Annotated in this window: 10 protein-coding genes; 6 read left to right on the top strand and 4 right to left on the bottom strand. The window is 66.8% G+C overall.

Annotation, left to right across the window (positions count from 1 at the left end; all coding sequences use genetic code 11):
- Nucleotides 1-16 precede the first annotated feature (16 nt).
- On the bottom strand, nucleotides 17-850 hold the full coding sequence (locus tag NGK62_RS19060) for an IclR family transcriptional regulator (protein WP_373429128.1): 834 nt from the start codon (nucleotides 848-850) through the stop codon (nucleotides 17-19).
- A 192-nt stretch (nucleotides 851-1,042) separates the two neighbouring features.
- Between NGK62_RS19060 and NGK62_RS19055 the strand changes: the two genes are divergently transcribed.
- Nucleotides 1,043-2,680, top strand: coding sequence for a GMC family oxidoreductase (locus tag NGK62_RS19055; protein ID WP_251879842.1), 1,638 nt, complete (start codon nucleotides 1,043-1,045; stop codon nucleotides 2,678-2,680).
- 86 nt (nucleotides 2,681-2,766) lie between these two features.
- Nucleotides 2,767-4,107 (top strand): MFS transporter, encoded by a 1,341-nt coding sequence (locus tag NGK62_RS19050; RefSeq protein ID WP_251879840.1) that lies wholly within the window; start codon nucleotides 2,767-2,769, stop codon nucleotides 4,105-4,107.
- Between the two features lie 56 nt (nucleotides 4,108-4,163).
- Here NGK62_RS19050 and NGK62_RS19045 read toward each other — a convergent pair whose 3' ends face one another.
- The 3 genes from NGK62_RS19045 to NGK62_RS19035 all read right to left on the bottom strand — a co-directional run bounded on the left by NGK62_RS19045 (nucleotide 4,164) and on the right by NGK62_RS19035 (nucleotide 8,131).
- Nucleotides 4,164-5,174, bottom strand: a complete 1,011-nt coding sequence (locus tag NGK62_RS19045; protein WP_059380577.1) for an aldo/keto reductase — start codon at nucleotides 5,172-5,174, stop codon at nucleotides 4,164-4,166.
- Between the two features lie 683 nt (nucleotides 5,175-5,857).
- Nucleotides 5,858-6,910, bottom strand: coding sequence for a serine hydrolase domain-containing protein (locus NGK62_RS19040; protein ID WP_251879838.1), 1,053 nt, complete (start codon nucleotides 6,908-6,910; stop codon nucleotides 5,858-5,860).
- Between the two features lie 24 nt (nucleotides 6,911-6,934).
- Nucleotides 6,935-8,131, bottom strand: a complete 1,197-nt coding sequence (locus NGK62_RS19035) for a pyridoxal-phosphate-dependent aminotransferase family protein (RefSeq protein WP_251879836.1) — start codon at nucleotides 8,129-8,131, stop codon at nucleotides 6,935-6,937.
- Between the two features lie 222 nt (nucleotides 8,132-8,353).
- On the opposite strand from NGK62_RS19035, the gene NGK62_RS19030 reads away from it, so the two are divergent.
- The 4 genes from NGK62_RS19030 to NGK62_RS19015 all read left to right on the top strand — a co-directional run bounded on the left by NGK62_RS19030 (nucleotide 8,354) and on the right by NGK62_RS19015 (nucleotide 12,641).
- Nucleotides 8,354-9,088 carry a GntR family transcriptional regulator gene (locus tag NGK62_RS19030; RefSeq protein ID WP_373429148.1) on the top strand — a complete coding sequence of 245 codons (735 nt, stop codon included), beginning with the start codon at nucleotides 8,354-8,356 and terminating at the stop codon, nucleotides 9,086-9,088.
- A gap of 88 nt (nucleotides 9,089-9,176) precedes the next feature.
- Nucleotides 9,177-10,748 carry an ABC transporter substrate-binding protein gene (locus NGK62_RS19025; RefSeq protein ID WP_059380105.1) on the top strand — a complete coding sequence of 524 codons (1,572 nt, stop codon included), beginning with the start codon at nucleotides 9,177-9,179 and terminating at the stop codon, nucleotides 10,746-10,748.
- A gap of 65 nt (nucleotides 10,749-10,813) precedes the next feature.
- Entirely contained in the window at nucleotides 10,814-11,731 is a 918-nt protein-coding gene (locus tag NGK62_RS19020; RefSeq protein WP_054456461.1) for an ABC transporter permease, read from the top strand.
- A gap of 1 nt (nucleotide 11,732) precedes the next feature.
- The gene (locus tag NGK62_RS19015) at nucleotides 11,733-12,641 is read left to right on the top strand and encodes an ABC transporter permease (RefSeq protein ID WP_251879834.1); all 909 of its coding nucleotides are present in this window, start codon (nucleotides 11,733-11,735) and stop codon (nucleotides 12,639-12,641) included.

The raw sequence follows: 12,641 nt of genomic DNA, 5'->3' as shown, positions 1-12,641 counted from the left end.
GCCCGAGGCCGCGCCGTTACGTCGCGCCGGTTCGGTGCTGCGCGAGTACGTCGTGCATGGCCCGCGCGGCGCGTTCCAGCACCGGCACCGCGCGCAGCAGGTCGTCCAGCATCACGCGCGCCGTCGGCGCATGGCAGGCCACCGCCGCCACCACGCGGTCATCGGCGTCGCGCACCGGCACCGCCACGGCGCTCATGCCGCGCACGAATTCCTCGTTATCGATGCCGATGCCGCGCGCGGCCAATCTTTCGAGTTCTTCTTCCAGCCTGGCCGGGTCCGTCAGCGTGCGCGGCGTGTTGCGTGTCAACGGCAGGCGCGCCAGCACCCGCCCGCGCTCCAACCGGTTCATGGACGCCAGGAACAGCTTGCCGCTGGCGGTGCAATGCATGGGTACGTGGCTGCCCACCGCGAAGAACAGGCGTAGCGGCTCGGCGGTTTCCACGCGTTCCATGTAGACCACGCGGTCGCCGTCGGGCGCGGTCAGGTTGCAGGTTTCGCCCAGGGTACCGACCAGCTGGGCCAGGACGGCGCGGCAGGCGCGCGTGAAGGCGGAGGCGCGCAAGGTGGCCAGCGCCAGGGTGGCTGCCTGCGGCCCCGGCACGAAGCCGTTCTCGGTGGGCGTGGCGGCCACGAAGCCGGCGCGCTGCATGGCCGCCAGCAGGCGCATCAAGGTGGTCTTGGGCATGTCCAGCCGCTGCGCCAGTTGCGCCAGCGTGGGCGGATGCTGGGCGCGCGCCAGGTGGTCCAGCACCACCAGCGCCCGCAGCGAACGCGCGGCCTCTTGATGGCTGGCGGCGTCGTCGGCCTGCTGCGCCGATGTTGCACCGCGATTTTGAAACTGAATCTGCATATTCTGTTCCACTTTTCCGCCCCTGCGCCTGTTGTGCTTTGCTCTGCGCGCGCGCTTCCTAGAATCGCCTCAAATGCCGCAGCGCCCAGGCGCCGGCATCGATCCAGTATATAAGTGCGCCCCACAACGACAAGCAGGGTTAACGCGCCATAGGATTGGCACGGCGCCCTGCTGCAGGGAGAGCTTGCGGACATGTCCGATACCGTGGATTACATCGTGGTTGGCGCCGGCTCGGCCGGATGCGTGATGGCCAACCGGCTGAGCGCCAGCGGCGCGCACAGCGTCTGCCTGCTGGAAGCCGGCCCCAAGGACAGCAACCCGTGGATACACATCCCCATCGGCTACGGCAAGACGATGTTCCACAAGGTCTTGAACTGGGGCTATTACACCGACCCCGACCCCGGCATGCTGGACCGGCGCATCTACTGGCCGCGCGGCCGCACGCTGGGCGGCTCCAGCTCCATCAACGGCCTGATCTACATCCGCGGCCAGCGGCAGGACTACGACGCCTGGGCCGCCGCCGGCAATCCGGGCTGGAGCTGGGACGAATGCCTGCCCTATTTCCGCAAGCTGGAGAACAATGATCTCGGTCCCGGCCCCACGCGCGGCACCGAAGGCATGCTCAACGCTACCTCGATCAAGACGGCGCATCCGCTGGTGGAAGCGCTGATCGGCGCCGCGCAAAAGCTGGGCTTGCCGCATGTGCAGGACTTCAATACCGGCGACCAGGAAGGCGTGGGCTACTACCAGCTCACCACGCGCAACGGCCGCCGCTGCTCCACCGCCGTGGCCTACCTGCGCCCGGCGCAGGACCGCAGCAATCTGCGCGTGGAAACCGACGCGCACGCCATGGCCGTGCTGTTCGAGGGCCGCCGCGCCTGCGGCGTGCGCTACCGGCGCGACGGCCAGGTGCACACCGTGCGCGCCCGCCGCGAAGTGGTGCTGTGCGCGGGCGCCCTGCAATCGCCGCAGCTGCTGCAACTGTCCGGCGTCGGCCCCGTGGCCCTGCTGCGCCAGTTCGGCATCGGCGTGGTGCGCGACCTGCCGGGCGTGGGCGAGAACCTGCAGGACCATTTGCAGATCCGGCTGATCTACGAGACCACCCGCCCCATCACCACCAACGACCAGTTGCGCAGCCTGACGGGCCGCGCCCGCATGGGCCTGGAATGGCTGCTGTTCCGCGGCGGGCCGCTGGCGGTGGGCATCAACCAGGGCGGCGTGTTCTGCCGCGTGGATCCTGCCAGCCGCACGCCCGACACGCAGTTCCATTTCGCCACGCTGTCGGCCGACATGGCGGGCGGCAAGGTGCATCCGTTCTCGGGCTGCACCTATTCGGTGTGCCAGCTGCGGCCCACGTCGCGCGGCCGGGTCCAACTGCGCAGCGCGGACCCGTTCGAAGCGCCGTCCATGCAACCCAATTACCTGTCCACCGAACTGGACCGCAAGATGGCGGTCGCAGCCGTGAAATATGCGCGCAGGCTCGCCGCCACCGAACCGCTGGCCGGCCTGATGAAACGCGAGTTCCGCCCCGGGCCGGACGTGCGCACGGACGACGAGATCCTGCACTTCTGCCGCGAATACGGCGCCACGATCTTCCACCCGTCCGGCACCGCCAAGATGGGGCCGTCCAGCGACCCGATGGCCGTGGTGGACGAGCGCCTGCGCGTGCACGGCGTGGCCGGGCTGCGGGTGGTCGACTGCTCCATCATGCCGACGCTGGTGTCGGGCAACACCAACGTGCCGGTGGTGATGCTGGCCGAACGCGCGGCCGAATTCATGTTGCAGGACCTCAGGCAAGCGCAGCCGCAGGCGCTGCGCGTCGCCGCCTGAATTGGAGATGACGGACCCCGGATAGCAGAACCCCAAGGCGCAGGACAACGCAGATTGCCCGACCGCCCCACCAAAGGAGACTAGACATGGCCAAGCAAAACGAAGCCGCGGTGCGCAAAGTCGTCGCCGCGTCGCTGATCGGCGCCACCATCGAGTGGTACGACTTTTTCCTGTATGGCGTCGTCGCGGGCATCGTGTTCAACAAGCTGTACTTCCCCACGGGCGACCCGGTGGTCTCGACCATGCTGGCCTACACCACCTTTGCCGTCGGTTTCGTCACGCGGCCGCTGGGCGGCCTGATCTTCGGTCACTTCGGCGACCGCATCGGCAGAAAGAGCATGCTGGTGATGACGCTGATGATCATGGGCATCGCCACCTTCCTGATCGGGCTGGTGCCGACCTACGACAGCATCGGCATCTGGGCGCCGATCCTGCTGCTTTTGCTGCGCGTGTTCCAGGGCATAGGGCTGGGTGGCGAATGGGGCGGCGCGGTGCTGATGGCCTACGAATACGCGCCGCCGGGCAAGAAAGGCTTTTATGCCTCGCTGCCGCAGATCGGGCTGGCCATCGGGCTGTGCCTGGCCTCGGGCACGGTGGCGCTGCTGTCCACGCTGCTGACGGATGCGCAGTTCATGGCCTGGGGCTGGCGCATCGCCTTCCTGGCGTCGGCCGCCATGGTGCTGGTGGGCATGTACATCCGCCTGAACATCAAGGAGACGCCCGAGTTCGCGGCGGTCAAGGCCAACAACGCCGAGAGCCGCATTCCGTTCTTCGACATGCTCAAGCGCTATCCGGGCAATGTCTTCAAGGGCATGGGCGCGCGCTATATCGACGGCGTGTTCTTCAACGTGTTCGGCGTGTTTTCGATCTCGTTCCTGACGCAGACGGTGCAGATCAGCCGGACCGAAGCGCTGATCGGGGTGATGGCCGCGGCCCTGGTGATGTGCTTCTTCATCCCTTTCTTCGGCCGGCTGTCCGACCGCATCGGCCGCACCCGGGTCTATTTCTGGGGATCGCTCATCACTGCGGCGGCGTCCTTCCCCGGATTCTGGCTGATGCTCAACAGCCAGGGCAGCGTGATGCTGATCTGGCTCGCGATCATCATTCCGTTCGGCATCCTTTACGCAGCGGTGTACGGGCCGGAGGCGGCGCTGTTCTGCGAGCTGTTCGACGCCAAGGTGCGCTACACGGGGATTTCCTTCGTCTATCAGTTCTCGGGGATCTTCGCCTCGGGCATCACGCCCATCATCGCAACGGCGCTGCTGAAGACGGGCGGCGGCCAGCCTTGGCTGATCTGCCTGTACGTGCTGTTCGCGGGGGTGGTATCGGCGATCTGCGCCATGCTGATCGGGCGTGGCGTGCAGCCGGCTGAATTGGAAGCGGCCGCGCCGCCTGCCATGCCGCGCGGGGGATTGGGCAAGGCTTGAACGTGAAAGCGCCGGCCATGCGGGCCGGCGCTTCTTACCCTGGGACTATGCCCGTATCAGGCCGCCGCTACCGGGCGGCCGTAGAACGGGTAGTTTGGGTCGTTGTAGCCGTGGCTCGAAGCATGGCCGGGCGTCACCCAGTCATTGACGACGGCCTCGTCCTCGGCCGTTATCTTCACGTCCAGGGCCGCGTAGTAGTCCTCCATCTGCGCCAGGGTACGCGGGCCGGCGATGACGGCGGTGATGACGGGATTGGCCAGCACCCAGGCAGTGGCGAAATGGCCCGCCTGCGTGCCGCGCGCGGCGGCGTGCGCGACCAGCTTCTGCGCGATTTCCAGGGACTCTTCGCGGAACTCGGTCGCCAGGATGCGGCGGTCGCCGCGTCCGGCGCGGGTATCGGCCGCGGGCGCCTGGCCCGGCAGATACTTGCCGGTAAGCACGCCGCGCGCGATCGGGCTGTAGGGCACGACGCCCAGGCCGTAGTGCTTGCAGGCGGGCAGGATCTCGACTTCGGGGCCGCGGTTGAGCATGTTGTAGTAAGGCTGGCACACCACGGGTTGCGGCACGCCCATTTTTTCGCACAGGCGCATGACCTCGGCGATGCGCCAGCCGCGGAAGTTGGACAGGCCGAAGCTGCGCAGCTTGCCGGCGCGGATCAGGTCGCCCAGCGCCCACAGCGCTTCTTCGAGGTTTTCCTCGTGGTAGTCGCGGTGCAGGTAGAGGATGTCCATGAAGTCGGTGCCCAGGCGCGTGAGGCTTTCCTCGACGCCGCGCATGAGCCACTGGCGCGAATAGTGGGCCTGGTTCGGGCCTACACCGACGGCGTTGCCGATCTTGCTGGCGAGCACCCAGTCGTGGCGCTGGCCTTTCAGCAGTTTGCCAACCACTTCTTCGGAGCGGCCGCCGTTGTAGACGTCGGCGGTGTCGATGAAGTTCAAACCATGGTCACGCGCGGACGCGACGATGCGGGCGGCTTCGTCGTCGGGGGTCTGCTCGCCGAACATCATGGTGCCCAGGCAGAGCGGAGAGACGCGGAGATTGCTGCGGCCGAGGCGGCGGTAGTTCATGGTTGGCTTCCTCTCGTTCACGGAAATGGATTAGGCGGGAGCATGCAACGTTAAGCCCGCGCCAGTCAAATTCGCATCCAGGGCATTCTTGGGTGGATTGTTGACGTTTGGTTTTGTAAGGCTGGGGTTCTTGAGCCGCCGGCGTCCGGACTGCGGGATTCCGATGTTCGCCCCGGTGGGGCTGCGCTTCGGATCCCTCCGCCCGGCCACCGGCTCATGGTGTCTGCCCATGAGCGGGGTCAAAGCCATCGCATCAGGCGACTGTCAGCCGAGGCTGCCCGGAGCCATCCGAAGCGCAGCCCACTGGGGCGAGCATCGGAATGGCGCAGGGTGGCCTGGGCGGCTAAAGAACCCTGGCATCCGCAAGCTCGAAGCCCTGCCGTTTCGGTTTTGCGAGGCTGGGTTCTTGAGCCGCCGGCGCCCGGACTGCGGGATTCCGATGCTCGCCCCGGTGGGGCTGCGCTTCGGATCCCTCCGCCCGGCCACCGGCTCAGGGCATCCGCCCATGAACGGGGAACAACCATCGCATCAGGCGAGAGTCAGCCGAGGCTGCCCGGAGCCATCCGAAGCGCAGCCCCACTGGGGCGAGCATCGGAATGGCGCAGGGTGGCCTCGGCGGTTCAGAACCCCGACATCCGCATGCTCGAAGCCCCTCGATATCCTCAAGCCAAGCCAACAACGATCTAAACCCCAGCGTCCACAGCCTCCAGGATCTTGCCGAACAGCGCGTCGGCGTGGGCCGAGTTCAGCCAGCGCACAATCACCACCATCTGCCGTTCCGGCTCGACCCAGGTAAACGAGCTGCCCGCCCCCACGCCAAAGAAGCTGGAAGCCGGCACGCTGGGGAACACGCGGCCTTCATGGTTCAGCCAGATCAGATAGCCGTAATACGGCGCGATCGCGCATGGCGTGCGCATATCCCGGATCCATTCGCTGGACAGGATGCGGCGACCATTGGCCATGCCGTCGTTCAGCAGCATCTGGCCGATCAGCGCCTGATCGCGGGCGCTGATGGACATGCCGCCGCCCCAGTGCGAACCGCCAGGCACGGACGGCATGCGCTGGCCGTCGATCTCGACCCAGGCGTTGTCGTAGCCCACCCATTGCCAGTCTTCGCTGGCGCCGATGGGCCGCGTGACGGCTTCTCGGAAGACCTCGGGCAAGGGTTTGCGGAACAGGTGCAGCAGCGCATACGACAGCTGGTTGATGCGCACGTCGTTGTATTCCCAGTACGTGCCGGGACGCTGCAGAGGCCGAGCCTCGCCCTTTTTGCCGTCCGGCGGCACGCCGAAGGTGACAGCGCGGTAGCGGTCGGCCTGGTCCGATACGCCGAAGCGTTCGCCTTCCCATTCGCTGGTCTGCTGCAACAGATGGCGCCAGGTGATGTCGGCGTTCTGCCCTTCATCGAAGCCGATGCCCGGCACGCGCTTGCCCACCGGTTCATCCACGTCCGGCAGCAGGCCCCGGTCATGGGCCACGCCGGCCAGGATCGCCAGGTACAGCTTGGCCACGCTGAAGGTCAGGTCGGCGCGTTCGGGCTCGCCCCAGGACGCGAGGGTCTCGCCGCGCACCGTGACCACGCCCGACACGGGACCGCGGTCGTGGATCGGGCCCAGCAGGCGGTTCCAAGGCGGCGGATCGTTCAGGTGTACGCCGAAGTTGCCCTTGACGCTGCGGTCCCAGGCGGATTCGTGGTCGTTGGCGAACTGGATCGCCTGCTGCATGAGTGTGTTCATCGTTTCCCTCGTTATGTGTGTGTCTCAGGCCGGGACGTTTGCACGCGCCCCGGCCAGGAATTCCATTGCCGCCTGCACGCCGCCCGCGCGATGCGGTACGCCTGCCGCGGCCAGGCCCATTTCCACGCCGGCCAGCGTGCCGCACAGCGTCAGGTCGTTGAAGTGGCCCAGGTGGCCGATGCGGAACACGCGGTCGGTGAGCTTGCCCAGGCCCTGTCCCAGCGACATGTCGAAGCGTTCCAGCACCAGCTTGCGGAAGGCGTCGGCCCCATGGCCTTGCGGCATGATCACGGCGGTCAGCGCCGGGCTGTGCGCGGCCGGATCCAGGCTCAGCAGCTCCAGACCCCAACCGGCCAGGGCCAGGCGCGTGGCCTGGGCGTGGCGCTGGTGGCGCGCGAAGACTTGCGGCAAGCCTTCTTCGCGCAGCATGGCCAGGGCTTCATGCAGGCCGTAAAGCAGATTGGTCGACGGCGTGTACGGAAAGTAGCCGCGGGCGTTGGCGGCGAGCATCTCGCGCCAGTCCCAATAAGAACGCGGCAGCCGCGCCTCGTCGGCCGCGGCCAGGGCGCGCGCGCTGACGGCGTTGAAGGCCAGGCCTGGCGGCAGCATCAGCCCTTTCTGCGAGCCGGCCACGGTCACGTCCACGCCCCATTCGTCGTGGCGGTAGTCGATGGAACCCAGCGACGAAATCGTGTCCACCATCAGCAGCGCCGGATGCGCGGCGCCGTCGATCGCGGCGCGCACGGCCGCAATGTCGCTGGTCACGCCGGTGGAGGTTTCGTTGTGCACCACGCACACGGCCTTGATCTTGCGCCCCTGGTCGCCGGCCAGGCGGGCGGCGATGGCGGCCGCGTCCACCGGGTGGCGCCAGTCGCCTTCCAGGAAGTCCACCTCCAGGCCCAGCCGCCCTGCCAGCTTGCGCCACAGGCTGGCGAAATGGCCGGTCTCGACCATCAACACGCGGTCGCCGGGCGACAAGGTGTTGACCAGCGCGGCTTCCCAGGCGCCGGTGCCGGACGACGGAAAGATCACCACCGGCGACTGCGTCTGGAACACCTGCTTGACGCCTTCCAGCACCGCCAGGCCCAACGCCCCGAACTCGGGTCCGCGATGGTCGATGGTGGGCTGGTCGATGGCGCGCAGCACGCGGTCGGGCACGTTGGTCGGCCCCGGAATCTGCAGGAAATGCCGGCCGGACGGATGACTGTTCAGGGTAAGCATGCGTAGTCCCAAAGTGGAATATTTTTGTATACCAATGAAAAGCGCAGGGCAGACAAGCAGGGCTTGCCCAACGCGCGGACTTGCGGCATGCGTCACTCTATCCCATTGTTTTTGCGTTAATAACCTAGGGTATACACCCATCAGGCGATACCGAAAGACGGGTTTATAGTCTCGCAAAACACGGGGAATTTTTGTATACCAATGAGCAGCGTTTCCAGCCTGATGCCTGATTCCGGCGCCGCCAGCGTGGCCGCCGAAACCGCCCCGCCGTCCGCGGCCCGCGGCATGGGCAACGGCCGCACGCTGCCGGCCACGGTGGCCGGGCAACTGCGCGAACGCATTATCCAGGGCGAATTTCCGCCCGGCACGCGGCTGAACGAACGCACCCTGTGCGACCTGCTGGGCGTGTCCCGCACGCCCTTGCGCGAAGCCTTCCGCGTGCTGGCCGCCGAAGGCCTGGTACAGATCGAGCCGAACCGCGGCGCGCAAGTGGTGGCGCTGTCGGAGGCCAACATCCGCGAAGCCTTCGAGGTCATCGGCGGGCTGGAGGCCATGTCCTGCCGGCTGGCCTGCGAACGGGCCACGGCCACCGAGATCGCCGAGATCCGCGCGCTGACCTACGAAATGATGGCCAGCCACGCGCGCCACGACCTGCCCACCTATTTCCGCACCAATCGCGAGATCCACGAACGCATCAGCCTGGCCGCGCACAACAGCCTGCTCAAGCAGCTGTACGACGCGCAGAACGCGCGCATCCAGAACCTGCGTTTCGTCTCGAACGAAAACCGCCAGAAATGGGATCTGGCGATGCGCGAGCACATCGAGATGGCCGAGGCCCTGGACGCGCGCGACGCGGACCGGCTGGCCGGCATCATGCGCCAGCACTTGCAGCGCAAGTGCGAGGCCGCGTTGAAGACCCTTACCCAGCCGCCCGCGGCGGCGGCCGATTCCGGCTGACCCGCCGCAGGCAGCGCAGCGGGCCGCGCCGCCCGCGACAAGATGGCAGATAAGCAGTACGTGCAGTGACTTCCACAGGAGCCTCACCATGACTGATTTCCGCGTCACCCCCGCAGCATCCGCGCCGACCTGGCGCAGCCCTCTCCCCCTCAAGGCCCTGGCTGCCGCCCTGCTGGCCTGCGCCACGCTGGCGGCCCAGCCGGCGCTGGCCGGCAAGAAGGACGACACCTTGCGCATGGCCTACGACCAGGCGCCGGAAAGCGTGGACCCCTACTACAACAACGTGCGGATCGGCGTCATCATCGCCGCCAACGTCTGGGACACCCTGCTCTACCGCGACCCGGTCACCAACGAGTACAAGGGGCAGCTCGCCAAGAGCTGGAAGCAGGTCGACGACAAGACCATGGAATTCGAACTGCGCGAAGGCGTCAAATTCCATAACGGCGAGGAGTTCGATGCGGACTCGGTGGTTTACACGCTGAACTATGTGGCGGATCCGAAGAACAAGGCCGTGACGCAGCAGAACGTGGCCTGGATCGACAAGGTCGAGAAGATCGACAAATACAAGGTGCGCCTGATCACCAAGGAACCCTTCCCCGGCGCCAAGGAATACCTGTCCACCACCGCCGCCATCCATCCGGCCAAGTACTACCAGGAAGTCGGCCCCAAGGGCATGAACGCCAAGCCGGTGGGCTCCGGTCCCTACAAGGTGGTGGATTACCAGCCGGGCAAGTCCATCACGCTGGAACGCAATGCCGATTACTTCAAGGATTCGCCCAAGGCCCAGCCCAAGATCGGCAAGGTGGTGATCCGCTTCATCCCCGACCGCCAGACGCAAATGGCCGAGGTCATCTCGGGCGGCGAGGACCTGATCATGAGCGTACCCAAGGACCAGGCCGAACAGCTGGGCGGCATGCCCTCGCTGCAGATGGTCACCGGCAACACCATGCGCATCGTGTTCATGCAGATGAACATCCAGGAAGGCACGCCGGCCCCGCAGCTCAAGGACGAACGCGTACGCCGCGCCATCATCCACGCCATCGACCGCGAATCCATGTTGAAGAACATCGTGGGCGAAGGCGGCGGCCTCATCAACACCATCTGCACGCCTTCGCAGACGGGCTGCACGCAGGAAGGCGCGCCGGTCTACAAGTACGATCCGGCCCAGGCCAAGAAGCTGCTGGCGGAAGCCGGCTACCCCAATGGCTTCGACATCGACCTGGTGGCCTACCGCGAGCGCAACCAGACCGAAGCCATCATCAACTACCTGCAGGCAGTCGGCATCCGCGCCAAGCTCAACTTCCTGCAGTACGCCGCCATGCGCGACATGATCCGCGCCAACAAGGCCTCGCTCACGCACCAGACCTGGGGCTCCAACCTGGTCAACGACGTGTCCGCGTCCACGCCGGTGTACTTCGCCTTCGGCAACGACGACGTCACCCGCGACGCGCAGGTGCGCGACCTGCTCACCAAGGGCGACCGCACCATCGACAGCGCCGCGCGCAACGCCGCCTACAAGCAGGCGCTGGACCTGATCGCGCAGAAGGCCTACGCGGTGCCGCTGTGGACCCTGCCCGCCTACTACGTGGCCACCAAGGACGTGAACTTCAAGCCCTATTCGGATGAACTGGTGCGCTTCTGGGACATGAGCTGGAAGTAAGGCACGGCCCCGCGCCGGCCCGGCATCGCGCCGGGCCGGCGTGAGTCCAACGAAGAGGAAGCCCTATGCTGTATTTCACGATCAGGCGCCTGGGCCTGGCGGTGCTGGTGGCGCTGACGGTTTCGATCCTGGCGTTCCTGCTGCTGCACCTGTCCGGCGACCCGGCGCTGGCCCTGGCCGGCGAAGGCGCGCGCCAGGCCGACATCGACATGATCCGCAAGACCTACGGCCTGGACCGGCCGCTGGCGGTGCAGTACGCGGACTGGCTCTGGCATATCCTGCAGGGCGACTTCGGCACCTCGGTGTATTTCAAGACCGAGGCCGGGCCGCTGATCCTCTCCAAGCTCAAGACCACCCTGCTGCTGGGCCTGGGCGCGCTGGCCTTCGCGCTCCTGATCTCGATTCCGCTGGGCGTGCTGGCGGCGCTGTACAAGGGCAGCCTGATCGACCGCATCTGCCTGGCCATCGCCGTGCTGGGACAGGCGCTGCCCAACTTCTTCTTCGCGCTGATCCTGATCATGCTGTTCTCGATCTCGCTGCGCATCCTGCCGGTGTCGGGCAGCGGCAGCTGGCAGCATTTCGTGATGCCGGCGATCGCGCTGGGGTACTACGTGGCCCCTGCCTTCATGCGCCTGATCCGCGCCGGCATGATCGAAGTCCTGGCCGCCGACTACATTCGCACCGCCCGCGCCAAGGGTCTGCCGGCGCGCAAGATCGTCTTCAAGCATGCGCTGCGCAACGCCATCGTGCCGGTGGTGGCGCTGGCCGCGGTGCAGCTGGGCTACCTGCTGGGCGGCTCGGTCGTCATCGAGACCATTTTCGCGCTGGACGGGCTGGGCTACCTGGCCTACCAGAGCATCACCTACAAGGACTATCCCGTGATGCAGCTCATCGTGCTGCTGCTGTCGGTGCTGTACGTGCTGCTGACCCTGGCCGCCGATATCGCCAACGCGTGGCTGGACCCGCGCATCCGGGTGTCCTGACATGAACACGCCTACCCTTACCCCCGCTACCGGCGCCCCCGCGCCGCTGGAACTGTCCGCGTCCGCCCTGCGCTGGCGGCGGCTGCGGCGCAACAAGGCGCTGCTGGCCGGCGGCGGCATCCTGCTCGTCATCGTATTGATCGCGTTGTTCGCGCCCTGGATCTCGCCGCACGATCCCTATTATCAGGACCTGGCCTACCGCACCGCGCCGCCGGTCTGGTACGCCAAGGGCACCTGGCTGCATCCGCTGGGCACCGACCAGCTGGGCCGCGACTATATGTCGCGCCTGTTCTACGGCGCCCGCATCTCGCTCTTGATCGGCATCAGCGTGGCGCTGATCTCGGGCCTGATCGGCACGGCCATGGGCATGGCGGCCGGCTACTTCGGCGGCAAGGTCGACATGGCGGTGTCGTTCCTCATCACCACCCGTTTGTCCATGCCCGTGATCCTGGTGGCGCTGGCCACCGTCGCCATCGTCGGCGGCTCGCTCTGGGTGGTGATCCTGGTCCTGGGGCTGCTCAAGTGGGACCGCTACGCGGTGGTGATGCGCAGCGCCACCCAGCAGGTGCGCTCGCTGGAATACGTGGCCGCGGCGCAGGCGGCGGGCGCGTCCACCTGGCGCATCGTCTGGGGCGAAGTGTTGCCCAACGTGGTGCCGCAGCTGATCGTGATCGCCACGCTGGAAGCCGCCAGCGCCATCCTGCTGGAAGCCTCACTGTCCTTCCTGGGCCTGGGCGTGCAGCCGCCGCTGCCGTCATGGGGCCTGATGATCTCGGAGGCCAAGGCCTATATGTTCTTCTCGTTCTGGCTGATCGCCATCCCCGGGTCGGCGCTGGCCTTGCTGATCTTCGCGATCAACCTGGCCGGCGACGGGCTGCATCAACTCCTGACGCCTGAAGAGAGGGCCTGA

Origin of the sequence: Achromobacter sp. Marseille-Q4954, assembly GCF_943737025.1 — a bacterium.
Lineage (GTDB): Bacteria > Pseudomonadota > Gammaproteobacteria > Burkholderiales > Burkholderiaceae_B > Achromobacter > Achromobacter bronchisepticus_A.
Note: the sequence above shows the minus strand (reverse complement) of the source record. Positions and strands in the feature narration are given on the sequence as shown.

Excerpts from the sequence above, each read along its gene's own strand:
- NGK62_RS19020 (WP_054456461.1), top strand. The coding sequence starts at position 10,814 with ATGCTGTATTTCACGATCAGGCGCCTGGGCCTGGCGGTGCTGGTGGCG.
- NGK62_RS19050 (WP_251879840.1), top strand. The coding sequence starts at position 2,767 with ATGGCCAAGCAAAACGAAGCCGCGGTGCGCAAAGTCGTCGCCGCGTCG.
- NGK62_RS19060 (WP_373429128.1), bottom strand. The coding sequence starts at position 850 with ATGCAGATTCAGTTTCAAAATCGCGGTGCAACATCGGCGCAGCAGGCC.
- NGK62_RS19045 (WP_059380577.1), bottom strand. The coding sequence starts at position 5,174 with ATGAACTACCGCCGCCTCGGCCGCAGCAATCTCCGCGTCTCTCCGCTC.
- NGK62_RS19040 (WP_251879838.1), bottom strand. The coding sequence starts at position 6,910 with ATGAACACACTCATGCAGCAGGCGATCCAGTTCGCCAACGACCACGAA.
- NGK62_RS19055 (WP_251879842.1), top strand. The coding sequence starts at position 1,043 with ATGTCCGATACCGTGGATTACATCGTGGTTGGCGCCGGCTCGGCCGGA.
- NGK62_RS19035 (WP_251879836.1), bottom strand. The coding sequence starts at position 8,131 with ATGCTTACCCTGAACAGTCATCCGTCCGGCCGGCATTTCCTGCAGATT.
- NGK62_RS19030 (WP_373429148.1), top strand. The coding sequence starts at position 8,354 with ATGCCTGATTCCGGCGCCGCCAGCGTGGCCGCCGAAACCGCCCCGCCG.
- NGK62_RS19025 (WP_059380105.1), top strand. The coding sequence starts at position 9,177 with ATGACTGATTTCCGCGTCACCCCCGCAGCATCCGCGCCGACCTGGCGC.
- NGK62_RS19015 (WP_251879834.1), top strand. The coding sequence starts at position 11,733 with ATGAACACGCCTACCCTTACCCCCGCTACCGGCGCCCCCGCGCCGCTG.